Here is a 25,642-nt window from a genome sequence, read left to right as displayed (position 1 = left end):
GGCGACGCAAGGACCGCAAGGAGCGAGTGAAACGAGCGACTGAGGACCGCAGCGAGCGTGCGCCCGCCTCGCGGCTGCCCCTTTGAGTCCCACCCCGCACAGCACCGCAACCGCACCTCACACCTCCCCAGCCTCGTCGGCCTCCCTCCGGTCGGCCGACTCCCTCGCGCGTGCTGCTCGCGGCCAAGGGCCGCTCGCAGGCACGCGCCACCGCCTCGTTCATTTATAAACCGTAGCTACGCTGGTCGAAGGCACCCTCGACTACGAGTCGACCACGCTCGACGGGTCGCTCGAACCCGTCTCGTCCGCGACGCGGCCGGGGAGGAACGTCCCGGTCTCCCGGCGGACGCCGAGGAGGAGGGCGCCTCCGGCGAGCAGCGGGAGGGCCGCGCAGGCGGCGTAGATGGGAGTGAACCCGACCGCCTCGATCAGGGGGAGCGACACCATCGGGCCGAGGCCGCCGCCCACGTCGCCGAGGACGTTGTTCGTCCCCGAAGCGCGCCCCATCCGCTCGTCGGGGGTCAGGTCCGCGAGCAGGGCCATCATCGGGCCGCTCGTCCCGCCCTGTCCGGCGCCGATGAAGACGCAGGCGAGGCCCAAAGAGAGGACCGACCCGGCCCGGGCGAGCAGCAGGAACCCGACGAACGAGACGACGAGGAACGCCAGCAGGATCGGCGTCCGGGAGTCACGGGTGTCGGAGACCCGCCCGCCGACGAGCATGAAGAACGCGGCCGAGACGACCGTGCCGGCCATGAACAGCCCGGAGGTGCCCTGCGGGGCGAGGCCGAACAGCGAGATGTCCTCGGCGCCGAGGAACAAAACGAGCGTGGAAAAGAGCGCACCGATGTACGCGAACATCAGCCCGAAGTTGACTAAGCCGACCGTCACGGCGGGGACCGCGGTGTCGACCTCCCACGGCCTGATCGAGTCGTCGGAGCGGTCGGTCGTGACGTGTGTCTCCGGGACGTACCGGTAGGCGACCACGCTGGCCGTGAGCGCGAACGCGGCGGCGACGGTGAACGCGGCGACGTTGCCCGCGAGCGCGGAGACGATCCCGCCGAGCACGAGGCCGGCCGGGAACCCCATCGTGATCCCGCCGCGGACGATCCCCATGTTCGTCCCGCGCGAGCCGCTGTCCGAGAGGTCGGCGGCGATGGTGTAGGCGGTCGCGAACACGGCCGCGGAGCCGAGCCCCCAGAGGACCCGCGCGAGCAGGAACCACGTCTCGGGCGCGACGGCGACCCCGATCGGACCGAACCACTCCTCGGGGCCGACGACCAAGGGACCGGCCGCGACCGTCGGCAGCGAGGCCGCGAGCGGGCGGAGCGACTCGGCGGGCGGCATCGCGAGCGCGACGACGTAGCCGAGCGTGGCGACCCCCTCGACGAACAGGCCGACGACGAACGGCGTCCGCGTCCCGTACCGGTCGACGAGGGCGCCGGCCGGCGCGTTCGCGACGAGCCGCACCCACCGGTTCGCTGAGAGGATCGCGCCGACCACGAACGCCGAGATGCCGAGAACCGCGCCGAGGTTCGGTAAGATTGGGAAGACGACGCCGCCGCCGAAGCCGACGAAGAAGGTGCTCGCGATCACCGCGAGCAGGACCGGCGGCGGCCGCTCGAACCCGAAGCGGGTCATTCGCGGTCGCCCGCGGGCCCGTCGGCCTCAGGGTCGTCGTCCGAACCGTCGGGGTCGTCGTCACCGTCAGAGTCGTCGGGGGTGCGCCGGAGCGCCTCGATAGCCTCGTCGAGCGGCGGTAGTTCGACCCCCTCCGCGAGCAGCGGCCCGACGATCCGCCGGAGCGCCGCCTCCGCGACCTCTCGGGTGTAGCCGTCGCCCTCGGCGTCGCGCTCCGCGCCGGCGAGCGTGATCTGCCGCGTCCGCGCGCCGTCGAGGGTGGCCACGAGCAGGGCCGCCGTCTCCTCGACGTCGACGTCGCGGAAGACGCCGGCCTCGATGCCGTCCGCGAGGATGTCGGCGACGGTCCCCCGGAGCAGCCGGTCGCTGCGCGCCAGTTGCTCGCGGATCCGCTCGTTGAACGGCCCCTGCGTGCGCAGCTCCAGCAGGGCGATGTGGAACGCCTCGCGGTCTGCCTCGTCGGGCGCGAAGACGAACCACCCGACGAACTGGACCAACCGGTCGACGGGCGGGTCGTCGGCGCGGGCCGCGATCCGCTCCTCGGAGTCGGAGATGATGTACTCCAAGAAGGCGACGAGCAGGTCCTCCTTCGTGTCGTAGTGGTAGTGGAGCAGCGACTTGCTCTTCGAACACTCGTCGGCGATGTCCTGCATCGTCAGGTCGGCGTAGCCGTGAGCGCGGAGGGCGCTGTACACCCCGTCCATTATCTCCGCTGCCGCGCTCGGCGAGTCGCTCATTGACTGACCGGTCAGTCAGCGAGCGGTAAATCCCTATCGGTCGGGAGCGTCCGGCGGCGAGTCAGATCGCCGCCGACGCGGCCCGTCGCTCGCGGCGGAACGCGCTCCGGCGCCGCCGCTCGGGGGACGAGAACAGTCGAAAAGCCGATTCGCCTCGGGTGTCGCCGACTTACAGACGGGTGACGTTCGACGCGCGCGGACCCTTGTCCGCCTCCTCGATGTCGAACTCGACTTCCTGACCCTCTTCGAGGTCCGGGCCGCCGACGTCCTCCATGTGGAAGAACACGTCTTCGTCCGCGTCGTCAGTCGAGATGAAACCGTAGCCGCCAGTGTCGTTGAAGAAGTCAACTTCGCCTTTCGCCATTGCGACCGTAAAAGCGGGAGTGGAACATATAAGGCTTCCGCGACGGCCCGCGGCGTGGAACGGCGTCGCATGGAAACGGCGTCGCAGTCGCACGAAAACGGCAGTCGAATGGGCTCTGCTCGGGGGTGCCCACCTCGCCCGCGAGAGGCCGCCGAGTTCCGGGACGCCGGAGCGAGCAACGCCGTGTTAGTAACTACTATACGACCCCGGTTCAGAACCGTTAGGTATGAGTCAGTCGTACAATCGAGGCCTCATCGAGGACTTCGGCCGCTGGCGGGAGTTCGAGGCGGGGATGTGGGCGTGGATCTTCCACAAGTTCACGGGATGGGTGCTCATCGGGTACCTGTTCACGCACATCGCCGTGTTGAGTACGGGGATTCCGGCGGCGGGCGAAAGCGCGGCGGCCATCAACGCGGGCACCGACGTGTACACGCAGACGATCGTCTCCTTGGAGGGGCTGCTGCTCGTGCGGCTCCTGGAGGTCGGCCTGCTCGCGGTGGCGGTGTTCCACATGCTCAACGGGACCCGACTCCTCCTCACCGACCTCGGGATCGGGCTGGACGCACAGGACAAAAGCTTCTACGCGTCGCTAATCTTAACCGGAGCGATCACCGTCGCGTCGGTGCCGACGTTCATCGCGGGGGCGTTCTGAGATGGCCGAGCGCTACTCCTCGTTCAAGTCGGGCGGCCGGATGTGGTTCCTCCAGCGGGTCACGGCGGTCTTCCTCTTAGTCGTGTTGGCGTTCCACTTCTTCCTGCTCCACTTCGTCCACCACGCCGACGAGGTGTCGTTCCTCGCCAGCTCCGCCCGGATGGAGCAGCTGAGCTACTACTCGCTGATGATCCTCTTCCTCGTGACCGCGACGTTCCACGGGGTCAACGGCGTCTACAACGCCTTGGTGAACCAGGGGCTCACCGGCACGAAACGCACCGTGATCAAGTGGACGCTCGTCGCCGCGAGCGTCGTGCTGATCGCGCAGGGAATCCGCACCGCGAACGCGTGGGCGGGCATCGGACTCTACTGAACCGACCATGAGCACGCAAATTCCGAAACAGACCGAGGAATCGACCGAGACCGAGACGGAGCCCGCCTCGAAGGGCGACGAGCGCCGCGCGGAGAAGCGGCGCCGCGCGGCCGAGCGCCGCGAGCAGCGACAGGCGGAGGAGGCCGAGAAGGCGGCCGCCGACGAGGACACGATCGAGCTGAAGGTGTTCCGCTACGACCCGCAGGTGGAGGGGAAACAGGAGCCGCGGTTCGACACGTTCCACGTCCCGTTCACCAAGGGGATGACCGTCCTCGACGCGCTGATGTACGCGCGCGACACGTACGACTCCTCGCTCACGTTCCGGCACTCCTGCCGGCAGGCCGTCTGCGGCTCCGACGCGATGTTCGTCAACGGCGGCCAGAAGCTGGCGTGTAAGACGCAGATCTCGGACCTCGAGGAGCCGGTCCGCGTCGAGCCGCTCCCGCACGCCGAGGTGACGAAGGACCTCGTCGTCGACATGGAGCACTTCTACGAGCAGATGGAGGCCGTCGAGCCGTACTTCCAGACGGACGAGTACCCGGACGGCGAGCTCGAAGAGCAGCGCCAGGACCGGGAGAACCGCGAGAAGATCAAGATGTCCACGCGCTGTATCTGGTGTGGCGCGTGCATGTCCTCGTGCAACATCGCCGCGGGCGACAACGAGTACCTCGGGCCGGCCGCGATCAACAAGGCGTACCGGTTCGCGATGGACGAGCGCGAGGGCGAGGAGATGAAACAGAAGCGCCTGGAGATCATCGAGCAGGAACACGGCGTCTGGCGGTGTCAGACGCAGTTCTCCTGTACGGAGGTGTGCCCGAAGGACATCCCCCTTACCGAGCACATCCAGGAGCTGAAGCGCGAGGCGGTCAAAAACAACCTGAAATTCTGGTAATTCCGACAGACAGTATCAAGGAACTCCGGAACCTACGAGATTACATACCAACAATGCACGAACACGACGTCGTCGTCGTCGGGGCCGGCGGGGCGGGACTCCGGGCGGCGATCGCGGCACAGGAAGCGGGCGCGGACGTGGCGATGGTGTCGAAGCTCCACCCCGTCCGGTCGCACACGGGCGCGGCGGAGGGCGGGATCAACGCGGCGCTGCGCGACGCCGACTCCTGGGAGGACCACGCGTACGACACGATGAAGGGGTCCGACTACCTCGGCGACGCGCCGGCGGTCGAGGCGCTCTGTCAGGAGAGCCCCGAGGAGGTCATCCGCCTCGAACACTGGGGGATGCCGTTCTCCCGCGAGGACGACGGGCGCGTCTCTCAGCGGCCGTTCGGCGGCCTATCCTTCCCGCGAACGACGTACGCGGGCGCCGAGACCGGCCACCAGATGCTCCACACGATGTACGAGCAGGTGGTCAAACGGGGAATCACGGTGTACGACGAGTGGCACGTGATGGATCTGGCCGTCACCGACGAGGACGACCCCGCGGAGCGGACCTGCCACGGCGTGGTCGGGTACGACATCCAGAGCGGCGAAATTAGCGGCTTCCGCGCCAGGGACGGCGTCATCCTCGCGACCGGCGGGATGGGGCAGGTGTTCGACCACACCACCAACGCGGTGGCGAACACCGGCGACGGCGTCGCGATGGCGTACCGCGCGGGCGTCCCGATGGAGGACATGGAGTTCATCCAGTTCCACCCGACGACGCTGCCGTCGACCGGCGTCCTCATCTCCGAGGGCGTCCGCGGCGAGGGCGGAATCCTCTACAACGAGGACGGCGAGCGGTTCATGTTCGAACACGGCTACGCGAACAACGACGGCGAGCTCGCCTCCCGCGACGTCGTCTCCCGCGCCGAACTCACCGAGGTCAACGAGGGGCGCGGCATCGAAGACGAGTACGTCCACCTCGACATGCGCCACCTCGGCGAGGAGCGCATCCTCGACCGGCTGGAGAACATCCTCCACCTCGCGGAGGACTTCGAGGGCGCCGACGGGCTCACGGAGCCGATGCCGGTCAAGCCCGGCCAGCACTACGCGATGGGCGGCATCGAGACGAACGAGTTCGGCGAGACCGTCATCGACGGGCTGTACGCCGCCGGCGAGTGCGCCTGCGCCTCCGTCCACGGCGCGAACCGCCTCGGCGGGAACGCGCTCCCGGAGCTCATCGTCTTCGGCAAGCGCGCCGGGCGCCACGCCGCCGGCGAGGAGATGGGCGAGGCCGAGGTCACGACCGGCCGGTCCAGCGACTGGGAGCCGGCCGACTACGAGTTCGGCGTCGAGGTCGGCGAGACGGACGGCTCGGACCCCGCCGCGGCCGACGGCGGCGCGGTGGCGACCGACGCCGAGAGCGTCGTCGGGGGCGCCGTCGACCGGGCGCAGGAGCGCGTCGACGAACTGCTCTCGCGGAAGGGCCGCAACCACGCGGAGATCCGCTCCGCGGTCCAGGAGACGATGACGGCGAACGTCAACGTGTTCCGCGAGGAGGGCCGGCTGGAGGAGACGCTCGAAGACCTCCGCGAGGCCCGCGAGGCGTACAAGGACGTCGCGGTGTCGGACCCGTCGCGGACGTTCAACACCGACCTCATCCACACGATCGAGACGCGGAACATCCTCGACATCGCCGAGGCGCTCACGATGGGCGCGCTCGCCCGCGAGGAGTTCCGAGGCGCCCACTGGCGCAAGGAACACCAGGAGCGCAAAGACGAGGACTGGCTGAAGCACACGCTCATCTCGTGGAACGACGGCGAGCCGGAGCTGTGGTACAAGCCGGTCGTCCTCGAGGGCGAGAACAAGACGTACGAACCGAAGAGCCGCTCGTACTGAGCCGGCCGCCGACGTTCGGCCGCTCGCGACGCGGGGGTCCCGCGCGGACCTCGCCGGGCGCCGTCGCGGACCCCCGCGCCTCGCCCGATCGATCCGGATCGTTCACGGTTTGCTATCCGTCGACGATCGAAATCTGGCGTCGATATTCGTCGATTGAGCGTTCGTCGATCGACGTGCTTCGTTCGGATGTGCCGTTTTCGCCGGAGGCAAGCGCTTTCGAGCGCCTTCTAGAGTTTCGACGATTGTTGAAATGGGGGTTTATTATCGTCGAACTCAACGGATCGGACAAGATGTTAGAAGCCGAAACCGCGTCCGCGACGGCCCCGGCGCTCCCCCGGGAGCTCCAGTCGCCCCGCGCCAAGCTCGTGTACCTCTACCTGACCACGAACGGCGACGCCACGGTCTCGGAGATGGGCGAGTCGCTCGGGATGAAGAAACTCTCCCTGTACAGCATCCTGAAGACCCTCCGGAGCGAGGGGCTCGTCGACTGCGACGGCGACTGTTACGTGCCGAACTGACGCGGCCGTTTTCTCGACGCGGGGTCGGCGGGGAGACCCGCCTCGCGCCGGAGCGTTTAGGGGCCCACAGCGCCCACTCCGACCGTGGACGCGAACCAGACGGAGTTCGAGAACCCGTTCGCGATGGACACCGACTGCGAGAACTGCGACGAGCTGTGCGGCGCCCGCGACCGCGTCGTCCACGGCTACGGCGACGTCGGCGCCGAGTTCCTCGTGGTCGGGACGGCGCCGACGGCGGCCGCCGAGCGCAACGGCGTCCCCTTTACCGGCGAGGGGGGCGGCGAGCGCGTCCAGTCGATATTCGGTGACCTCGGCTTCGTCCACTCGGAACCGGACGCCGCGGAGCCGGACGTCCAGAACATCTTTTTCACGAACCTGACGCGGTGTCGACACCCGGACCGCGACCCGACGGACCGGGAGGTCGACACCTGCGAGCCGTTCCTCAACGCGGAGATCCGGATGATAAACCCGCAGATCATCGTCCCGGTCGGCGAGCGGCCCCTCCGCGAGCTGGCCGTCGAGTACACGACGCGCCGGCCGGACTCCTTCGACGTCGACGCCGAACACGCGACGACGATCCGCGGGCGCGGGTTCGAGCTGGTGCCGATGAAGGAGCCGGCGGAGATGAGCGACGACGAGGCCGACGCCTTCCGCGATCACATGCGCGAGAACGTGTTGAGCCGCGACTACCGGCAGACGAAGGGACGGCAGAGCCGCTGAGCGGTCGGCGGCAGGGTGGCGCGTTGCGGCCGGTCGACGCGCCGTCGTCGTTCAGTCGTCGAGGTCGACGTCGTCTAAGATTCCCTCGGTCGCCTCCTTGCTGTCGGCGCCGAACGCGCAGTCGACGAGGATGTGCCCGCCGAGCGTCGACGGCGAGATCACCTGATCGGCGCCGGCGCGGCGGAGCTTGTCGACGTTCTCTCGCTGGGTCACCGCCGCGACGATCCGCACGTCCGGGTTGAGCTGGCGGGCGGTGAGGATGGCGAGCGCGTCGCGCGCGTCGTCCTCGGTCGCGGCGACGACCGCGCGGGCGCCGTCGAGGTTCACCCGTTCGAGCGGGTCGACGTCGCTGGGGTCCGCCGTGAACACCGGGATGTCGCGCTCCGCGAGCCGCCTCGCGGCGGTCTCGTCGGGCGTCACGACGGCGTACTCGACGCCCTCGCGGGCGGCGAGCTCTTCGAGAATCGGTTCCGTCAGGTCCCCGTAGCCTAAGACGAGGACGTGGTCGTCGAGGAGGTCGATCTGTCTGTCTGTCATCTTTCCGAGCGCCTTGGAGAGCTGCGCCTCGATGGCGGGCGTGAGGAGGACCCCGAGCGCCACCGCGAAGGCGGCGACGTTCATCACGAGCGAGGAGAGCACGAACAGCTGCGCGATGTCGGCGGCGGCGCCGGCCTCCGGGGTGATGTCCCCGTAGCCGACCGTGGAGGCGGTGACGACGGTGAAGTAGAACGCGTCGACGATCGTTTCGACGTCCCTGAACTGGTCGCGGAGCGCGTACGTGCCGACCGTCCCGTACGAGAGGGCGGTCACGAGCGCCGCGCCCGCGGCGAGCTGGGTCGGCGACGGGGAGAATTTCCGGTCGAACCGCCCGCGGTTGTAGAGGAGGGCGGGCAGCGACAGGACGGACAGCGCCACCAGCGGAAACGAGAGGACCGACGCCTGCATCAGCCCCTGAATCGCGGTCAGCGGGAGCAACACCGCCGTGGAGTACCAGCCGACGCGGTAGCCGTTCTTCAGCGCGAAGCCGCTCCCGAGCATCGAGAACCCCGTGATCGTCCCCGTGAACCCGACGGTCTGTCGGACGAAGTCGGGGACCAGCGGGGCGAGCGGCCCGGAGACGCCGAGCCCGCCGATCTGGGCGAGCCCGGCGAGGATCGACAGCACCGCGACCGCGAACGTCAACAGGATCGACGCTCGGACGGTCACCCAGTCCCGGGTCAGCTCCATACCCCCGCGTCGCCGAGACCGAACTTAAACCCCGCGAGGGCGAGCGAGTCCGGCGTCCTCCACGGCGTCGGCGCCGCGACCACCGCGCCGCGACTCCCGCGACGCGATCCGCGCCGACACACGTTTAACCGCCCCGCCGGTTGAGGGGCGTATGTCGCTGCCCGTCGAGATCGCCTTCGGGATCTACCTCGGCGTTATCACCGGGATCGTCCCCGCGCTGGTGGCCGGGACCCTCGGGTTCGTGTTCAAGTACGTGACGGACGTGACGATCCCCGGGCTCGGGGTCGTCGTGCTGTCGCTCGCGATCGCCGGGATCAACGGCGGGCTGCTCGCGCTCAACGACGAGACGATCCGGTCGTCGGAGCGCGCGCCGGCGATCCTCACGGCGATCGTCGTGGTGTTGATGCTCTCCATGTACGCCCACGCGCAGGGGGACCGGCTCGGCGCCAGCGTCCCGAAGCGCATCTCGCTCAAGCAGCTCCGGGACCGGACGCTCTCGACGGACGTGATCGAGCTCGTCGGCGGTCGGGGACGGGTCTCCGTCGAGGTCGCCGGCGAGGTGAACGACATGGAGGGGTACCCGCCGCTGCCGGCCGACACGCGCCGCGCGATACTCGACGGCGACTGGACGTTCCCCGCCGACCTCCCACTCGCGGAGCTCGAAGACCGGTTCGCGGAGCGGCTCCAGACGGAGCTCGACCTCGCCGACGTGGCGGTTCGGATCGACGAGAAGGCGCGCGCCACCGTGGCCGCCGCGCCGCCGACCGGAGCGCTCTCGAAGCGCGTGCCCGCCGGGAAGCGCGCGGTGTCGGTGTCGGCGCTGGTCCCGACCGGCATCGCCCGGGGCGACGTCGTCCGCGTGATCACGCCCGACCTCGACGCCGAGGGCGCCGTCATCGCCGCCCGGTCGGGCGGGAAGCCGGAGCCGGGGGCGGGGGCAGCGTCGAAGCCCGCTCCCCCCGCGGGCGAGGACCCGGACCCCGACGACGACGCTCGGACCGACGGCGGCGAGGGCGCCGTCTCCCCTCCGCCGGCGGCGACCGCCCCGACCACGACCGGCGGCGAGGGGCGCGTGACGCTCGCGCTCGACCGCTCCGAGGCGGCGGCGCTCCTCCGCGCCGACCGCGGTCGCGTGCTGGTGCTGTCGCGGGGCACCCGCCGCGAGTACGAGCTCACGGCCCTGCTGCGCCGGGCGGGGAAGCGGTTCCGGAGGGTCACGGTCGCCGCCGGCGGGCCGCTGGACGGTCACACGATCGGCGAAGCCGAGGTCCGCGAGGCGTACGACGTGGCCGTCCTCGCCGCCCGCCACGAGTCGTGGACGATCGCGCCCGACGGCTCGCAGGCGCTGTCGGCGGGCGACGACCTGTTCGTCGTCGGGAGCCGCGACGCGCTCGACCGCTTCGCGGAGGTGGCCGCGTGACGCTCGCGCTCGGCGCCATCGCGGGCCCGGGGGCGGTCACCGCGATTGTCGGCGCCGTCGACCTCGGCCTCGTCGCGAGCGGCCTCGCCGTCGCCGCCGTCGACGTGGGGTTCGCGCGGCCGCGACAGGCGGCGGTCACGCTCGTCACGTTCGCGGTCGTGGTCGCGCTCGTGGCCGCGGGCGCGGCGCTCGCGTACCGCTGGTACTTCCGCACGGAGATCCCGGAGGGAGTGACCGGCCTGATCGGCGTCTCGGTCGTCGCCTTATACCTCAACACGACCTCGCTGGGGTCGGTCGCCGTGGGGGACAACCCGGCCCTCCTCGCGCCCGAGAGCGTGTTCTTCAACCTCGTCTCGCTCGGCGTCGCGGCGGTGATCGCTCCCGTCGGCCGGTACGCGGGCGACCGCCTCGCGGTCGACGTGTTCGCGCTCTCCGGCGCCAAGCAGCTCGAGGGAGAGCTGAGCGGGGTCGTGCGCGCGGTCGGCCGGTTCACCGCGGTGACGCTCCCGCCGGCCGACGAGATCGCCGACATGGACACGTACGACCCCGTCTCGCCGGAGAAGAAGACGGAGCTCGCGGAGACGACCCTGCTGTTCCCGCGAAAGCTCTCGGCGGCGGAGCTCCGCGACCGGCTCGTTACCCGGCTCAAAGACGAGTACGGCGTCGGCTACGTCGACGTCGACCTCGACGCCGACGGGACCGTCGAGTACTTCGCGGTCGGCTCCCGGGCCGCGGGGCTCGGCCCGACGCTCGCGCCGGGGTCGGCGGCGGTCGCGGTGTCGGCGGACCCCCCGAACAACGCCACCGTCGGCGACACGGTCCAGCTGTGGCGCGACGACCCGGAGCCGAAGCGCGTCGCGACCGGCGAGCTGCGCGGCGTCGCCGGCGACGCCGTCACCGTCGCGCTCGACGAGTCGGACGCCGAACGCCTGACCGAGGAGGACGGCTACCGGCTCGTGACCCTCCCCGCGGAGCCGCAGGCCGACCGCGAGTTCGCCTCCCTGCTGCGCACCGCCGACGAGACGATGGCCTCCGTCGCAGTCGGCGCCGGGAGCGACCTCGACGGGAGCACCGTCGGCGAGGTCGGGGCCGTCGTCGCCGCGGTCCGCCCGGCAGAGGGGCCCGTCCAGCCGATCCCGCCGCGCGCGTACGCCTTCGGCGCCGGCGACCTGGTGTACCTCGTCGGCAGGCCGGACGCGATCCGCCGGTTCGAGACGGCCGCCGCGTCGCCGGCCGACGCGGGCGCGGAAGCCGGGGGGACCGAGACGCCGTCCGCGGCCGCACGCGACGCCGAACTCGACGACGGCGACGGGGAAACCGACTTGGACGAGGGAATCGACTTCGGCGCGGAGGCCGAGGTCGACGAGGGAACCGATTCCGACGGGACGCAACGCTCTTGAGTCGGCCGCGCGGGGATCCGCCATGGAGTGGAAGCTGTTCGCCGACCTCGCGGAGATCGCGGGCGACCGCGACGTGACCGTCGACGCGGAGCCGGGCGACACGGTCGGCGACGCGCTCGACGCGCTGCTGGACGCGCACCCGGACCTGCGTGACAGGGTGATGGAGGACGGGACCGTCGCGGACCACATCAACGTCCTGCGGAACGGGCGGAGCGTCCGCCACGACGAGGGGCTCGACGCGACGCTGGAGGCGGGCGACGAGCTCGCGCTGTTCCCGCCCGTGAGCGGCGGGAGCGCCGGCCGATAGATCGGTCGTTTCAAACGCGCGCCGATCCCATCCGGAGCCATGACCGACAGCGACGAGGAGGCGGGAGGGGGCGGCGACGGCGACGAACACGGCGGCCACGAGCCGCATCGCGAGGAGTTCGGCGAGGACCCGGTGGGTCACACGCGAGCGACCGCCGGGATGACGGTGAGCGAGCTCGTCGACGGCTACGGGGACGCGGGGATCGGCGCCGCCGCCGTCAACGAGGCCGGCGACGTGCTCGCGGAGATGTTCGAGAACGACGACTGTACCGTCTTCCTCTCGCTCGCGGGCGCGATGGTGCCCGCCGGGATGCGCCGGATCGTCGCCGACCTCATCCGCGACGGGTACGTGGACGCCCTGGTGACCACGGGCGCGAACCTCACCCACGACTCCATCGAGGCGATCGGCGGGAAACACCACCACGGGCGCACCCACGACCCGGAGAAGACGCCCCGCGAGCACGACGAGGGGCTCCGCGACGAGGGGGTCGACCGCATCTACAATGTCTACCTCCCGCAGGAGCACTTCGCCGACTTCGAGGGCCACCTCCGCGAGGAGGTGTTCCCGGCGCTGGAGGGGGAAGACGCCGTCTCCATCGCGGACCTCACGCGCGAGCTCGGCCGCGCGAACGCCGCGGTCAACGAGCGCGACGACGTCTCGGAGGGGCCGGGCGTCGCGGCCGCCGCCTACGAGTGCGACGTGCCGATCTACTGCCCGGCGGTCCAGGACTCGGTTCTGGGGCTTCAGGCGTGGATGTACGCCCAGACCGCCGACTTCACGCTCGACGCCCTCGCGGACATGACCGAACTCACCGACCTCGCGTTCGAGGCCGACGACGCGGGCTGCCTGCTCGTCGGCGGCGGGGTGCCGAAGAACTTCACGCTCCAGACGATGCTCGTCACGCCGCGCGCGTACGACTACGCCGTCCAGATCACGATGGACCCGGAGGCGACCGGCGGGCTCTCCGGCGCGAGCCTCGAAGAGGCGCGCTCGTGGGGGAAACTGGAGAAGGACGCGCGCAACGCCTCCGTCCACGGCGACGCGACGGTGATGCTCCCGATGCTTATCGCTGCCGCCCGCGAGCGCGTGGAGTAGGAACGCGACCGCAATTCCGACCGAGTCATTGTTTATAAACCGATCCGCGGTGGCGCGTGCCTGCGAGCGGCCGGAGCGAAGCGGAGGCCGCGAGTCGCACGCGCGAGGGAGTCAGTCGCCGGAGCGAAGCGGAGGCGACTGACGAGGCTGGGGAGGTGTGAGGTGCGGTTGCGGTGCTGTGCGGGGCGGGACTCAAAGGGGCAGTCGCGAGGGCGGCGTAGGCGACGTAAGTACCGCAGGGAGGGAGCGATAGCGACCGACCGAGGAACGCAGCGAGCGTACGTCGCCCTCGCGGCTGGGGGTTTGACAGTGTCCGCCACCGATCCGTCAGCAGCCATTTATAAGTAAGCGGCTGGGGCTTTGGCGGTGTCCGTCACCGATCTGCCAGCAGCGATTTATAAGTAAACGACTGGGGCATTGCCGGTGTTCGCCGTCGATCCGTCAGCAGCGATTTATAAGTAATCGGCCGAGGTTCTGGTGGTGTCCGTCACTGCCGATCGGTTTTCCCAACCAACTGAGCAATCGAGAATGTCCACCGAGTTAAGACCGAACTATTCCCGCCCGTCCAGATCCATCGCCTCGGCGAGCAACGCGTGCGAGTCGAGCGCGTCGTCGTGGTCCGGCACCGTGTGCTGGATCATCATTTCGTCGACGCCGACGCGGTCGGCCAACTGCTCCAGCAGCCCCGAAATCGTCTCCGGACTCCCGGAGATCGACCGCGGCCACTCGTCGTCGTCCAGCGTCGCGGGCGTCGGCTCGGGCGCCCCGCCGAGCTCGTCGACCGCCTCCTCGACCGTTGGCATCTCGTCGCCAAGCTCGCCGCGCCGCATCCGGCGGAACGTCGCCTCGGCGGGGGCGCGTCGCCGGGCCGCGGCCTCGTCCGTCTCTGCCGCGACCGCGTTGACCGCCACCATCCCCCGCGGCTCGTCCAGCCCCCCGACTCCACCCTCGGGGTCGAACGCCTCGCGGTACGCCGCGAACGCGCGCTCGGCGAACCCGGGGCGGATGAAGCCCGCGAAGCAGTAGCGCAGCCCCAGCTCGCCCGCGATCTCGCCGCTGGACGGGCTCGACCCCAGCACCCAGGGCGTCGCGGGCCCGGCGTCCGATCCCGGCACCGAGAGGTCGGCGTACTCGTGCCCGTCGGGGTAATCGCCGCGCAGGTGGTTGACGACCGCGGTGATCCGCTCGCGGTGGTCCTCGTTCGGGTTCTCGACGCGGCGGTCGGTGCCGAGCGCGCGGTCCGAGGCGGGCGAGCCGTTCGCGCGCCCCATGCCGAGGTCGACGCGGCCGGGCGCCAGTCCGTCGAGGACGCCGAACGACTCGGCCACCTTGAACGGGCTGTAGTGGTTCATGAGGACGGCCCCGCTCCCGATCCGGATCGACTCCGTCGCGCCCGCGAGCCGGCCGAGCAGCACCTCGGGCGTGGTGCCCGCGAGGCGGTCGCCCATCCCGTGATGCTCCGCCACCCAGAACCGCTCGAAACCAAGCCGCTCGGCGTGTTTCGCGGCGTCGACCGTGTTCTCGAACGCGTCCGCCGCGGTGCCGCCGCGGGGGACCGGCGAGAGGTCGACGACTGAGAGGTCCATGTCCCGACTCGGCCATCGCCGCGGGAAACGGTTTGGGTGCCGGCGGGGGCGTGGCGAACCGCAACCCCGGACCATGCGGTGGCGCGTGCCGACGAGCGCCCGACAGGGCGCGAGTCGCACGCGCGAGGGAGTCGGTCGCCGAGCGGAGCGACGGCGACCGACGAGGCTGGGGAGGCGCGAGGTGCGGTGCGGTTGCGGTCGGGCGGGACTCAAAGGGGCAGCCGCGAGGACGAAGCCCGGCGCAGTAAGCACCGCAGCGAACGGAATGAGCGAGGAGCGCAGCAAGCCGCGCGACTCCTCGCGGCTGGGGCTTTGGCGGCCTTCGCCGCTCTTCCGTCAGCAGGCGTTTATAAGCAAGCGGCTGGGACTTGGAGGTGATCGCCGCTCCCCAATGCTCTATTTATAAACCCGCCGCTCACCGAGCAGAAGCGAGAAGAAACCGAAGAGACCGCGTCGTCAGTTGTCGCCGGTCTTCGACTGCCAGGCGTAGTCGCGCCGGGAGGCGGAGTCGCCGAAGCCGCACGAAGAGCAGCGCTCCTTCTTGACGTGGTAGGACTTCTCGCCGCAGCGTCGACACTTCACGTGAACCGTCTTGTTCTTTTTCCCCTGAGAGGGCGTACCTGCGCCGGTCATGCTTTGATGGTGACGACGTTATCGCCGCGTATAATCGTTGTGTCTTCGATCGCGACCGCGAACTCGCCGTCGAGGTCGTCGTCGACGCGGTCGTCCACGTCGGCCTCCGGCTCGATGACGACGTTCATGTGTTGGTCGTAACCGCCGAGGACGCCGTAGTACGTCGTGCCGTCCTTCAGGTGTACCGTCACGGGCTCCTCGAGCGACGCTTCGAGCACGTCGAGGGGTCGTCCACTCATTGTCCGTATCGCCGCCCGTCGCGGTAATAAAAATACCGGGACGAAGCCCCGAAACCGGTCGGTTTGACACGAACGCGCCCTCCGACCGACCGCGAACGGCCGCTCACTCCAAGCGCTCCCGCACGAACTCGGCCGCCGGCGGGACCGCGTTCGCGTACAGCGCGGCGTACGCGAGCTCGGCCTGGCTCCGGCGGACCGAGCCGTACCCCTCCGCGATCCGGTCGGCGACGTACCCGACCGCCTCCACCGCCGGACGGACGAGCCGGGTCGCCAGCGGACCGCCGCCCTCGACAGCCTCGGCGACCGCGGTTCCGGCTCGGTCCGCCGCCGACCGGACGGACGACTCCGAGGGGACCTCTCGGTGTTCTCCGTCGCGGATCGCCGCTACGGCCCTCCGGTACGCCTCGATCTCGGCCAGTGCGACTCCGGACTCGACCGCAGCGGTGGCGTACTCGTCGGCCTCGACCGCCCGCTCGACGTCCTCGACGGCCGACTCGGTCCGGAGGTCGCTCACCGCCACCAGCTCCTGTGCCACCGTGCCGCTCAGGTCCTCGTCGGCGAACGGCTCCTCGCCGCCGGTCCGCTCCCGGACGGTCGCACGCGTCCGGATCACCGACCCCCGCAGCCCGTCGGCGGCCGCGACCAGCGACGCCCACTGTGGCGTCGCCCCGTCGCGCCCGTCGAGGTACGCCTCGCGGAGCCCGGCAGCGTCGGAGATCGCCGCTCTCGCACGCTCGACGCGCGCGACCGCCTCGCCGGCGCGGAAGGGCTCGGCGACCGGGTCGTCCGGGTACGTCACGCGGGGGGCGACGTGCCCCTCACACTCCGCGAGCAGCGACTCGATCGGCTCGTACGCCAGCACCGCCGCCGTCGGCGACTCGGCCCGGTACTCCAGTCCCGACGCGAGCGCCCCGCGGTCGTCGCGGACCGCGCGGCGCCGGGCGATCAGATCAGATCCCTCGTCGGCCCCGGTGGCGGCTCGGTACGCGCCCCGAACCTCCGCGGCGTCCTCCCGGCGGCGCCGCCACGCCGAGAGCGCGTCGACCGGCCAGCCGTCGGCGACCTCGGCCTCCACGCGCCGCATCGCCTGTTCGCGGTCGTCGGCGATCGCCTCGGCGACGCCGGCGTTGGGGAGCTCCGGGCGGACCGGCACGTCGTCGAGCAGCCCGCGGGCCCGCGACTCGTGGGCCTCCGCGAGCGACGCGGGGACCGTCGCCGGGAACGGCGACGCCGGCCATTCGACCGGTCCGACGACGTCCGCCGGGAGCGACGCGGGCGCCTCTCGACGCTCCTCGCCGCCGCCGAACGGGAGCCCGGAACAGCCCGCGAGCGCCGCCGCGCCCGCCGTCGCGACCCCGGCGAGGAACCGGCGGCGCGAGTTCGACGCTCGACCCGAACTCGAATCGCGGGTCACGCGCCGTCACCCCCCGTGCCGGACGACGCCGACGCGTTGAAGACGGCCGGCGGTTCCGGCCCCTGACAGGACCCGCTCATGCCGCTGCCGCTCCCGGTCGAGCGGTCGGCGGCGACCGGGAGCCGGATCGCGAACCCGACGGTGTGGGTCTCGTCGGCGTCGCACTCGACGTCCGCGGGACGGTACGCCTGACAGAAGTCGGCGTGCGGGTGGAGGTCGTCGTCCGCGAGCTCGTCCGGCTCGACCGAGACGGACCGGAACCGGACCTCTCGACACGCTCGCACGGGCATCGTGAGGAGGTACGCCGACGCCGACTCGAAGTCGGTCGCGGCGAGGAACGACCGAAGGCGCTCGCCGGCGTCCGTCTCGGCGAAGGCGAGCTCGGTGAGGTCCTCGTCGGCGACCAACACCCGTCGCGTGCTGCGGCGCTGAAACGCGCGCTCGTCGGCCGAGAGCGACGGCAGTTCGTCGCCCGAGGCGACGAGCGCGCCGCCGCTCTCGTCGCGGACCTTCTCGAGGTCGTAGCCGTCGATCCGTCGGTTGGTGGTCGGGTAGCTGTTCGACGCGGTCTCGCTGCCGGCGCAGCCGGCCAGGGCGGCGATCCCTGACGCGGCCGCGAGGAGGGTTCGGCGGCGGGGAACGTCTGGCATCGCCGGCCGTTCGGCGGAGAACGTGATACGCTTTGCGGGACTCGCCCGGTGATTCCGTCGTCACCGCATTCGGACGCGCACCGCCGCCGCGCGACCGAACCCGGGAGTTTTTAACGTGCGCGGGAGTACGCCGAGGTACCACACTCCCGCGGGACACGGTGAGTCGCGGCGACTCGGCCGTAGCGGGGCCTTCAACGACGCGCGGTAGGACGTAGCGCTGACGGCTCCTTGCGGGGTTTCAGTGATCGGCGCCGACAACGGCTCCGACACCAACACACCATGGAAATCGAAATTGCGACACTCGGCGGTTACGAAGAGGTCGGTCGACAGATGACGGCGGTCCGTGCGGGCGAGGACATCGTCATCTTCGACATGGGCCTGAACCTCAGTAAGGTCCTCATCCACGACAACGTGGAGACCGAGAGCATGCACAGCCTCGACCTGATCGACATGGGCGCCATCCCGGACGACCGGGTCATGAGCGAACTGGAGGGCGACGTCCAGGCGATCGTCCCCACCCACGGCCACCTCGACCACATCGCGGGGATCCCGAAGCTCGCCCACCGCTACGACGCGCCGATCGTCTCCGCGCCGTACACGATCGAGCTGGTCCGCCAGCAGATCGAAGACGAGGGCAAGTTCCAGGTCGACAACGACCTCGTGAAGATGAAGCCGGGCGCCACGATGGCGATCGGCGACTCCGAGCAGGTCGAGATGGAGTTCGTCAACGTCACTCACTCCATCATCGACGCGATCAACCCGGTCCTCCACACGCCCGAGGGCGCAGTCGTCTACGGGCTCGACAAGCGGCTGGACCACGACCCCGTCATCGGCGACCCGATCGACATGGATCGGTTCCGCGAGATCGGCCGCCAGGACGAGGGCGTCCTCGCGTACATCGAGGACTGTACGAACGCCGGCCGGAAGGGCCGAACCCCCTCCGAGTCGTACGCGAAGAAGCACGTCGAGGACACGCTCAAATCGATGGAGGACTACACGGGCGGCATCGTCGCCACCACGTTCTCCTCCCACATCGCCCGCGTGAAGACGCTCGTCGAGTACGCCCGCGAGATCGGCCGCCAGCCGGTCCTGCTCGGGCGCTCGATGGAGAAGTACTCCGGCACGGCCGAGCGACTCGACTTCGTCGACTTCCAGGGCGACGTCGGCATGTACGGCCACCGCAAGTCCGTCGACCGCGCGTTCAAGCGGATCATGAAGGAGGGGAAGGGGAACTTCCTCCCCATCGTCACGGGCCATCAGGGCGAGCCGCGCGCGATGTTGACCCGCATGGGACGCGGCGAGACGCCGTACGAGATCGACGACGGCGACAAGGTCGTCTTCAGCGCGAGCGTCATCCCGGAGCCGACCAACGAGGGGCAGCGCTACCAGAGCGAACAGCTGCTCCGGATGCAGGGCGCGCGCCTCTACGACGACATCCACGTCTCCGGGCACCTCCGCGAGGAGGGCCACTACGAGATGCTTCAGGCGCTCCAGCCGCAGCACGTCATCCCCGGTCACCAGACGCTTGAGGGCCGCTCGCCGTACGTGAACCTCGCGACGTCACAGGGGTACAAGCTCGGACGTGACATCCACGTCACGCAGAACGGGAGCGTCATCCAGCTCGCCGAATGACGAGCGAGACGAAGGAGGCGCGGGTGTTGGAAGCCATCCGCGAGCGGCGTGACCTCGTCAACGCCGCTATCGACGAGGAGCTGCCGGTCCAGGAGCCCGAGCGGCTGTACGAGGCGACCCGGTACATCCTCGAGGCCGGCGGGAAGCGGCTCCGCCCCACGGTGACGACGCTGGCCGCGGAGGCGGTCACCGGCACCGAGCCGATGGGCGCCGACTTCCGCGCGTTCCCCTCGCTCGACGGCGACGAGGTCGACGTGATGCGGGCCGCGGTCGCCATCGAAGTGATCCAGTCGTTCACGCTGATCCACGACGACATCATGGACGAGGACGACCTGCGCCGCGGCGTCCCCGCGGTCCACGAGGCGTACGACGTCTCGACGGCGATCCTCGCGGGCGACACGCTCTACTCGAAGGCGTTCGAGTTCATGACCGAGACGGGCGCGGACCCGCAACACGGGCTCGAAGCGATGCGAATGCTCGCGTCGACCTGTACCGAGATCTGCGAGGGGCAGGCGCTCGACGTCGCCTTCGAGAGCCGCGACGACATCCTCCCCGACGAGTACCTAGAGATGGTCGAGCTGAAGACCGCGGTGCTGTACGGCGCGTCGGCCGCGACGCCCGCGCTGCTGCTCGGCGCCGACGAGGACGTCGTCGACGCCTTATACCGGTACGGGATCGACTCCGGGCGCGCGTTCCAGATCCAAGACGACGTGCTCGATCTCACCGTCCCCTCGGAGGAGCTCGGCAAGCAGCGCGGCTCCGACCTCGTCGAGGGGAAGGAGACGCTGATCACCCTCCACGCCCGCCAGCAGGGGGTCGACGTCGACGGCCTCGTCGACGCCGACACGCCCGCCGAGGTGACCGAGGCGGCCATCGACGACGCGGTCGCGGCCTTAGAAGAGGTCGGCTCCATCGAATACGCCCGCGACACCGCCGCGGACCTCACCGAGCGCTCGAAGGAACACCTCGAACTCCTCCCCGAGAGCGGCTCCCGGAGCCTGCTCGAGGACCTCGCGGACTACCTCATCGTCCGCGGCTACTGAGAGCGAACGAACACCGCTTTACCCCCGGCGCGCGTTCGGTCGACCGTGTCACGGTACCGAGACGTCCTCTTGTTTTTCACCCTCGCCCTGCTGTGGGGCGGCTCCTTCGTCGCCATCGAGGTCGGCCTCGACTACTACCCGCCGGTGTTGTACGCCGCCTACCGGTTCGACGTGGCCGCGCTGGCGCTGATCTCGTACGTGCTGCTCACGCAGAACGAGCCCCTGCCGCGGACCCGCGGCGACCTCGCCGCGATCGGGTTCAGCGGCGGGCTCTCGGTGGCCGCGAACAACTCCCTGCTGTTCGTCGGCCAGCAGTACACGACGAGCGGCATCGCCTCGATCACCTACAGCCTCGTCCCCATCGCGACCGCTGCGGTCGCGGCCGTCTGGATCGGCGGGGCTGACCTCGACTCGCGCGGCGCGGTCGGGGTCGTCCTCGCGTTCCTCGGCGTGGGGCTCGTCGCGCAGCCGGACCCCGCGAGCCTCGGCGGCGGGGTCGCGGTCGGCGTCGGGCTGATCGCGATCGGCGTGGTCGCCGTCGCGGTCGGCAGCGTCGGCCTCCGGACCGTCGAGACCTCGTTCTCCAGCGTCGCGCTCACCGGGTGGGCGATGGGGTTCGGCGCGCTCGCCATCCACGCGCTCAGCCTCGGCGTCGGCGAGAGTCAGCGGCTCCCCGCCGCGGCGCCGCGCGCGCTCGTCGCGCTGGCGTTCCTCGGGCTGCTCTCGTCGGCCGTCGCGTACACCATCTACTTCACGCTGCTCGACCGGCTCGGCCCCTTCGAGATCAACCTGGTCTCCTACGTCGTGCCGATCGTCGCCACCGTCGCGGGCGCCCTGCTGCTCGCCGAGCCGGTGACGCCGTTCACCGTCGCGGGCTTCGCGGTCATCGTCCTCGGGTTCGGCCTGCTGAAGCGCCGCGAGATCGCCGACGCGGCCGCCGGGATCCGGTTCCCGGGGTGAAAGAGAAGCGTCGCGGCCGCAGCGCGTCGACTTAGCCGTGTCGAGCCGCACGGGCCGCACCGGGTCGCATCGCGCTCCGCGGGGCCGCGGAGCGCTACGCGGTCGCGTTCCCGGACGGCTCGGGCGGTTCCGGCGGCGGCGTCGCGCCACCCGGCGGGACCGCGCCGCCGGGGCCGGTCGGGCCGAACGACACGTTGGGCTCCTCGCCGGTCACGAGGAAGTCCGCGACGTTGCCGATCAGGACGCCGTTGTCGGCGCGGCCGGCGTTCTCCGGTTCGAGGAAGCTGGAGTCGCCCACCACCGCGAGCGAGTCGCTGCGGACCGCGACGCCGTAGGAGCCGGCCTCCCGGGTCGTCGAGAGCCGCGACGTCTCCGCGGTGGCCAGCGTCGCCGGTCCGTCGGCGACGCCGACGGGCGCGGCGCCGCGGAGGACGACGCGTTCGACGCCCTCCGTCAGCGCCCCCGGTCCGGTCGGCTCGACGAGCACGCTGAGGTAGTTCGCGTCGTTGTTCTCCATGTCGTACACGTAGCCGGCCTCACCGTAGACGCCGAACGGCGAGCCGAACTCGGTGAGCGCGCCGGCGCCGCCGGGGTCGCTCGTCACGAGCGTCCGGCCGCCGGCGTCGACGAACGACTCGACCGCGTCGGCGTCGGTCGCCGACAGCGCGCCGGGGTTCGTGGTGACGAACGCGTCCGCGTCCGAGAGCATCGACGGCAGCGGCTCGGGGCTCGCGATGCCCGCGTAGAACCGGACCTCGTGCCCGTTCTCGACGAGCGCCGCGGTGAGCGGCGCGACGCCGCGTCGGACGCCGCCGAGCGACCCGATGTCAGCCGTCGCGGGCGCGTCGCCGTCTTCGATCGGCAGGATGGAAGTCCCGCCGCCGAGTCCGGCACTGCCGCCGCCGAGGTGGATAACGACCGTGTTCGACGGCTCGCTGCTCTCCATCTCCACCTCGCCGCCCTCGCTCACCGTCTCCGGCTCGACCGCGTCCAGCTGCCAGTGGTCGTCCGCGACCGGCTCCGTCTCGGGCGGCGCGTCGTCGAGGACGACGCCCCCGACGGCCGCGACGCCGACGATCGCGAGGAAGACCAGGGCGAACGCGCCGACCGTCGTTCGCAGGTCGACGCTCATTCGCCCGCACCTCCGTTCGCCGCGACCGCGGCGTCGATCGCCGCGGCGGAGTCGTCGCCGATCGCGGCCGACTCGTCGCCGTTCGTCGCGTCCGCGTCCCCGGCCGTCGCCGCGTCGGCCTCGCCGCCGTCCGCGGGCAGCCGCGCGGTGTAGCTCGTCATGACGACGTCGTCGCCGACGGTCTCGTCCCACGCCGCCGGAGCGACCGCGAGGATGAGCCCGTCGCCGAGTTGGTCGTCCGACGCGTCGGCGACGACGACCGTGCCGTCGTCGCGCTCTAACAGCGAGAGGCCGCCGGGGATGCGGCTCTCGGTGCGGCGGGTGTCGACCGCGTAGTCGTCGAGTCCCGCCTCCGCGGCGGCGTCCGCGACCGCGCCGCCGACGAAGCCGAATCGGTCGGCGAAGCCGTTCTCGACCGCCTCGGTGCCGAGGTAGGCGTCGGCGTGCGCGATCGCCTCGCGGTCGAGCTCGATCTCGTCGCCGCGCTGCTCGAGCACGTTCGCGATGAAGAGGTTCGCGAGCGTCTGTCGGCGCTCGCGCTGGGTGTCCGGGTCAGTACCGGCCTTGTCCGGGCCGGTCGTCCCGGCGTTCGGCCCGCTCGGGGTGGGCGCGGTGCCGGCGACGCCGACGCTGCCGACCGCCTGCGCGGAGGGCGCGACGTAGATCCGGTCGGCGGGCGCGATCGCGAGGTAGGCGCCGGACGCGCCCAGCGTGTCGACGGCGGCGTACACGGGCATCACGGACGCGGTGCGGTCGACGGCCGCGTACATCCGCTCGCTTTGCGCGGGCAGGCCGCCCCCGCTGTCGACCTCCAGCACGACCGCCTCGATCGAGTCGTTCGTGCGGGCGTCCCGGAGGTTGTCCTCGACGTGTTGGGCCGTCCCGGAGTCGATCGCCCCGTCGATCTCGATCACGGCGACCGTCCCGTCGGGCCCCGTCACGGCGCCGTACACCCCGGGCGCGACGAGCAGCCCCGCGGCGACCGCGAGGACCGCCGCGACCCCGACCGCGTGTCGGGTCTCGATCCGGTCGAGTGGCGACCCGGACGCGTCGGCCGCGGTCGGTCGGTCGGTCGTCGTCCGCGGTGGATCGGCCGCCGTGGACGATCGATCCGGGCTCGCCGGCTCCGCGTCGTCCGTCGGTTCGTCGGGAGTCCTCGAAGGCGAGTCCTCGGAACTCATCGACTCGTCCTCGTTCGATACCGCTGTCGTGGCGTGTGGTCTCTCGTCGTCATCGTGGATTCGCTCGTACGTCTGTTACTGGTCGATACGGCTGTAGCGCTCTCAAGGTCGGCGGGCTCGCGCCCGGCGGCGTCACTCTCGCGTTCGACGCTCTCGCGTCCGGCGGCGTCGCTCTCGCGTTCGACGCTCTCGCGCCCGGCGGCGTCGCTCACGCGTCGGCCACCTCGATCGGGTCACCGACGGTCCCGCCGAACAGCGAGGCGTGGGCGGCGAAGAGGTCGCTCTCGGCCGCGGCGTCGACGATCACGGTCCGCCCGTGTCGGGTGACGGTCGCGTCCGAAAGCGAGGCCTCGCCCTCGCGGGCGGCCCGCGCTATCGCCTCGGCGGTCTCCCTGTCGAGGCGTCGCGGGTCCGCGACCGCGCCGTACCGCAGCGCGACGGTCGGCTCACCGGTGTCTGCGCCACCGGTGGCGGATCCCCCGTCGGTAACGCGGAGCGACGCCCCGACGGCGCCCGAGGCGTCGACCGCGGTGCGGAGCTCGTCGGGCGCGTCGGCGAGCACGCTCCGGAGGTGATCGCGGGCGTCCGGCCCGAGGTCGACGCACACCGTCGCGTCGCCCCCGAGCAGCGAGGGGAGGGGGCCGTAGCTCGCGGTCGCGCCCGCCCGCCGCGGCGCTCCCCCGCCGGCGCTCTCGCCGATTCCGGCGTCGCGGTGCGCCGCGGCGACGGCGCCGGACGGGCCGTACGCGGCCACGAGTTCACCGGGGGCCACGCCGACCGCCGACCCGAGGCTCGGCGCCCGGAACCGGGCGAATCCCGAGCCGTCGTCCGCCTCGCGAGCCACCTCGGGGTCGGCGTCGAGCTCGGCGGCCAGCGCGGCCGCGTCGACGTCGCCGACGGCGACCGCACACCCCTGCGGCCCGCCCGCGGTGAGGGCGGCGCCGCCGGTCGCCTGCCGCACGGCGGCGAGCGACGCGCTCTCGTACCGGTCGAGCAGTCGCCGGAGTCGACGCCCGACCCCGCTCGGCAGGCCGGTCGCCGTCAGAGCTGCGGGGTCGACCCGGCCGGTCACGACGGTGTCGACGGCGTTCGACGCGGCCGCGGCCGGGTCGTACGTCCCGGCGGCGACCGCCGATCGAGGTCCGTCGGCTCCGGCGGCGTCGCGGCCGCTCGTCGCGTCGCCGTCCGTCGACTCGCCGCCGCTCGCTCCGGCGCGGGTCGCGGCGGGTTCGACCGCGAGGGTTCCGTCGGGCGGCGGTTCCGAGGTCAGTGCGTCGATCGGTCCGCCGACTCCCAGCCCGGTCGCCGCGAGCGCCGCTAGGCGCTTCGCGAACGTTCGCTTGGAGGGCATCGTTTCACGTGACTCCTGACAAGTAATAATACTACCGGGTGGCAGCCGTCGGCGGATCGGCTTCGGCGACGGCCGAGCCCCGTTCAGTCGTCGAGCGCGCGGACGTCGTCGAGAATCTCGACGGCGTGGTCCTCGGGGGAGACGCCCTCGTAGGCCAAGACGACGGTCCCCTCGTCGTCGAGGACGTACGTGTTCCGGAACACGCCGTCGAAGGCCTTCCCGAACATCGACTTCTCGCCGTAGGAGTCGTACGCGGTCGCGACCTCGCCGTCGGGGTCCGAGAGGAGGGTGAAGGGGAGGTCGTACTCGGCGGCGAACGGTCGGAGGTCCTCGACGGGGTCGTCGCTGATCCCGACGACGGCGACGTCGGCCGCCTCGAACGCGTCCCACTCGTCGCGGAAGCCACACGCCTCGGCGGTACAGCCGGGCGTGTCGGCGCGCGGGTAGAAGTACACGACCGTGTGGCCGGCCGCGGCCGGGTCGACGGTGACCGTCTCGCCGCGGTGGTCGGTGAGCGTGATCTCGGGTGCGGAGTCGCCCGGTTGGAGCATACGGACGCACTCTTCTCAAACCGGTTAGGGGATTCGGTCCCTTT

27 protein-coding genes are annotated in these 25,642 nt (G+C 71.1%); 13 read left to right on the top strand and 14 right to left on the bottom strand.

Features of this window, described 5'->3' with window-relative positions:
- Nucleotides 1–261: 261 nt before the first annotated feature.
- The 3 genes from AC4NMM_RS12110 to AC4NMM_RS12100 form a co-directional block, all read right to left on the bottom strand.
- A complete protein-coding gene (locus AC4NMM_RS12110) occupies nucleotides 262–1,638 on the bottom strand; it encodes an MFS transporter (RefSeq protein ID WP_491924364.1) in 1,377 nt (458 codons plus the stop codon).
- A complete protein-coding gene (locus AC4NMM_RS12105) occupies nucleotides 1,635–2,375 on the bottom strand; it encodes a TetR/AcrR family transcriptional regulator (protein ID WP_096395122.1) in 741 nt (246 codons plus the stop codon). Before AC4NMM_RS12105 ends, AC4NMM_RS12110 begins: the two co-directional genes overlap by 4 nt.
- A 169-nt stretch (nucleotides 2,376–2,544) precedes the next feature.
- A complete protein-coding gene (locus AC4NMM_RS12100; RefSeq protein WP_004596869.1) occupies nucleotides 2,545–2,739 on the bottom strand; it encodes a cold-shock protein in 195 nt (64 codons plus the stop codon).
- A 226-nt stretch (nucleotides 2,740–2,965) separates the two neighbouring features.
- Here AC4NMM_RS12100 and sdhC point away from each other — a divergent pair, with 226 nt between their 5' ends.
- From sdhC to AC4NMM_RS12070, 6 genes are all read left to right on the top strand, one after another.
- Complete coding sequence (sdhC, locus tag AC4NMM_RS12095) at nucleotides 2,966–3,391, top strand: succinate dehydrogenase, cytochrome b556 subunit (protein WP_491924363.1); 426 nt, start codon at nucleotides 2,966–2,968, stop codon at nucleotides 3,389–3,391.
- Between the two features lies 1 nt (nucleotide 3,392).
- On the top strand, nucleotides 3,393–3,764 hold the full coding sequence (locus AC4NMM_RS12090; RefSeq protein ID WP_096395118.1) for a succinate dehydrogenase hydrophobic membrane anchor subunit: 372 nt from the start codon (nucleotides 3,393–3,395) through the stop codon (nucleotides 3,762–3,764).
- A gap of 7 nt (nucleotides 3,765–3,771) precedes the next feature.
- Nucleotides 3,772–4,656: a succinate dehydrogenase/fumarate reductase iron-sulfur subunit gene (locus AC4NMM_RS12085; RefSeq protein ID WP_096395116.1), complete on the top strand. Its 885-nt coding sequence runs from the start codon at nucleotides 3,772–3,774 to the stop codon at nucleotides 4,654–4,656.
- Nucleotides 4,657–4,709: 53 nt separating this feature from the next.
- Nucleotides 4,710–6,539 (top strand): FAD-binding protein, encoded by a 1,830-nt coding sequence (locus AC4NMM_RS12080; RefSeq protein ID WP_491924362.1) that lies wholly within the window; start codon nucleotides 4,710–4,712, stop codon nucleotides 6,537–6,539.
- 290 nt (nucleotides 6,540–6,829) lie between these two features.
- Nucleotides 6,830–7,057, top strand: coding sequence for a TrmB family transcriptional regulator (locus AC4NMM_RS12075; RefSeq protein WP_096395108.1), 228 nt, complete (start codon nucleotides 6,830–6,832; stop codon nucleotides 7,055–7,057).
- A gap of 84 nt (nucleotides 7,058–7,141) precedes the next feature.
- On the top strand, nucleotides 7,142–7,777 hold the full coding sequence (locus AC4NMM_RS12070; protein ID WP_491924361.1) for a uracil-DNA glycosylase: 636 nt from the start codon (nucleotides 7,142–7,144) through the stop codon (nucleotides 7,775–7,777).
- A gap of 51 nt (nucleotides 7,778–7,828) precedes the next feature.
- On the opposite strand, the gene AC4NMM_RS12065 is transcribed toward AC4NMM_RS12070, so the two are convergent.
- The gene (locus AC4NMM_RS12065; protein ID WP_096395106.1) at nucleotides 7,829–9,004 is read right to left on the bottom strand and encodes an NAD-binding protein; all 1,176 of its coding nucleotides are present in this window, start codon (nucleotides 9,002–9,004) and stop codon (nucleotides 7,829–7,831) included.
- A gap of 151 nt (nucleotides 9,005–9,155) precedes the next feature.
- Between AC4NMM_RS12065 and AC4NMM_RS12060 the strand changes: the two genes are divergently transcribed.
- The 4 genes from AC4NMM_RS12060 to AC4NMM_RS12045 are packed head-to-tail and all read left to right on the top strand — an operon-like array spanning nucleotide 9,156 to nucleotide 13,226.
- On the top strand, nucleotides 9,156–10,424 hold the full coding sequence (locus tag AC4NMM_RS12060; protein ID WP_096395104.1) for a potassium channel family protein: 1,269 nt from the start codon (nucleotides 9,156–9,158) through the stop codon (nucleotides 10,422–10,424).
- A 44-nt stretch (nucleotides 10,425–10,468) separates the two neighbouring features.
- The gene (locus AC4NMM_RS12055) at nucleotides 10,469–11,824 is read left to right on the top strand and encodes a cation:proton antiporter regulatory subunit (RefSeq protein WP_491924365.1); all 1,356 of its coding nucleotides are present in this window, start codon (nucleotides 10,469–10,471) and stop codon (nucleotides 11,822–11,824) included.
- 22 nt (nucleotides 11,825–11,846) lie between these two features.
- Nucleotides 11,847–12,131, top strand: a complete 285-nt coding sequence (locus AC4NMM_RS12050; RefSeq protein ID WP_096395102.1) for a ubiquitin-like small modifier protein 1 — start codon at nucleotides 11,847–11,849, stop codon at nucleotides 12,129–12,131.
- 39 nt (nucleotides 12,132–12,170) lie between these two features.
- Nucleotides 12,171–13,226, top strand: coding sequence for a deoxyhypusine synthase (locus AC4NMM_RS12045; RefSeq protein ID WP_096395054.1), 1,056 nt, complete (start codon nucleotides 12,171–12,173; stop codon nucleotides 13,224–13,226).
- 551 nt (nucleotides 13,227–13,777) lie between these two features.
- On the opposite strand, the gene AC4NMM_RS12040 is transcribed toward AC4NMM_RS12045, so the two are convergent.
- The 5 genes from AC4NMM_RS12040 to AC4NMM_RS12020 all read right to left on the bottom strand — a co-directional run bounded on the left by AC4NMM_RS12040 (nucleotide 13,778) and on the right by AC4NMM_RS12020 (nucleotide 17,748).
- On the bottom strand, nucleotides 13,778–14,812 hold the full coding sequence (locus AC4NMM_RS12040) for an LLM class flavin-dependent oxidoreductase (RefSeq protein WP_491924360.1): 1,035 nt from the start codon (nucleotides 14,810–14,812) through the stop codon (nucleotides 13,778–13,780).
- Between the two features lie 456 nt (nucleotides 14,813–15,268).
- Nucleotides 15,269–15,445, bottom strand: coding sequence for a 50S ribosomal protein L37e (locus AC4NMM_RS12035; RefSeq protein ID WP_096395052.1), 177 nt, complete (start codon nucleotides 15,443–15,445; stop codon nucleotides 15,269–15,271).
- The gene (locus tag AC4NMM_RS12030) at nucleotides 15,442–15,684 is read right to left on the bottom strand and encodes an LSM domain-containing protein (protein ID WP_017344111.1); all 243 of its coding nucleotides are present in this window, start codon (nucleotides 15,682–15,684) and stop codon (nucleotides 15,442–15,444) included. The genes AC4NMM_RS12035 and AC4NMM_RS12030 overlap by 4 nt, the downstream gene beginning before the upstream one ends.
- Nucleotides 15,685–15,787: 103 nt before the next feature.
- Entirely contained in the window at nucleotides 15,788–17,098 is a 1,311-nt protein-coding gene (locus tag AC4NMM_RS12025) for a twin-arginine translocation signal domain-containing protein (protein ID WP_491924359.1), read from the bottom strand.
- Nucleotides 17,095–17,748 (bottom strand): hypothetical protein, encoded by a 654-nt coding sequence (locus AC4NMM_RS12020; RefSeq protein WP_491924358.1) that lies wholly within the window; start codon nucleotides 17,746–17,748, stop codon nucleotides 17,095–17,097. The genes AC4NMM_RS12025 and AC4NMM_RS12020 overlap by 4 nt, the downstream gene beginning before the upstream one ends.
- Nucleotides 17,749–18,027: 279 nt before the next feature.
- Between AC4NMM_RS12020 and AC4NMM_RS12015 the strand changes: the two genes are divergently transcribed.
- Genes AC4NMM_RS12015 through AC4NMM_RS12005 form a run of 3 tightly spaced genes read left to right on the top strand, consistent with a single transcriptional unit; the run spans nucleotide 18,028 to nucleotide 21,383 of the window.
- Entirely contained in the window at nucleotides 18,028–19,380 is a 1,353-nt protein-coding gene (locus AC4NMM_RS12015) for a ribonuclease J (RefSeq protein WP_096395049.1), read from the top strand.
- Nucleotides 19,377–20,423 carry a geranylfarnesyl diphosphate synthase gene (idsA3, locus tag AC4NMM_RS12010; RefSeq protein WP_096395048.1) on the top strand — a complete coding sequence of 349 codons (1,047 nt, stop codon included), beginning with the start codon at nucleotides 19,377–19,379 and terminating at the stop codon, nucleotides 20,421–20,423. The genes AC4NMM_RS12015 and idsA3 overlap by 4 nt, the downstream gene beginning before the upstream one ends.
- 45 nt (nucleotides 20,424–20,468) lie before the next feature.
- Nucleotides 20,469–21,383: a DMT family transporter gene (locus tag AC4NMM_RS12005; RefSeq protein ID WP_096395046.1), complete on the top strand. Its 915-nt coding sequence runs from the start codon at nucleotides 20,469–20,471 to the stop codon at nucleotides 21,381–21,383.
- Nucleotides 21,384–21,477: 94 nt separating this feature from the next.
- Here the strand turns inward: AC4NMM_RS12005 and AC4NMM_RS12000 are convergent, their stop codons facing one another.
- The 5 genes from AC4NMM_RS12000 to AC4NMM_RS11980 form a co-directional block, all read right to left on the bottom strand.
- Nucleotides 21,478–22,515, bottom strand: coding sequence for a hypothetical protein (locus AC4NMM_RS12000; protein WP_096395045.1), 1,038 nt, complete (start codon nucleotides 22,513–22,515; stop codon nucleotides 21,478–21,480).
- Nucleotides 22,512–23,696 (bottom strand): S49 family peptidase, encoded by a 1,185-nt coding sequence (locus tag AC4NMM_RS11995; protein ID WP_491924357.1) that lies wholly within the window; start codon nucleotides 23,694–23,696, stop codon nucleotides 22,512–22,514. The genes AC4NMM_RS12000 and AC4NMM_RS11995 overlap by 4 nt, the downstream gene beginning before the upstream one ends.
- Nucleotides 23,693–23,908 (bottom strand): hypothetical protein, encoded by a 216-nt coding sequence (locus AC4NMM_RS11990; protein WP_491924356.1) that lies wholly within the window; start codon nucleotides 23,906–23,908, stop codon nucleotides 23,693–23,695. The genes AC4NMM_RS11995 and AC4NMM_RS11990 overlap by 4 nt, the downstream gene beginning before the upstream one ends.
- On the bottom strand, nucleotides 23,905–25,047 hold the full coding sequence (locus AC4NMM_RS11985) for a hypothetical protein (RefSeq protein WP_491924355.1): 1,143 nt from the start codon (nucleotides 25,045–25,047) through the stop codon (nucleotides 23,905–23,907). Before AC4NMM_RS11985 ends, AC4NMM_RS11990 begins: the two co-directional genes overlap by 4 nt.
- Before the next feature lie 83 nt (nucleotides 25,048–25,130).
- On the bottom strand, nucleotides 25,131–25,598 hold the full coding sequence (locus tag AC4NMM_RS11980; protein ID WP_096395040.1) for a peroxiredoxin: 468 nt from the start codon (nucleotides 25,596–25,598) through the stop codon (nucleotides 25,131–25,133).
- Nucleotides 25,599–25,642: the final 44 nt, after the last annotated feature.

It is taken from the genome of Halorubrum sp. SD41 (assembly GCF_058630335.1).
The sequence above is the reverse complement of the archived record's forward strand: the minus strand, read 5'-3'. Positions and strand labels throughout refer to the sequence as shown.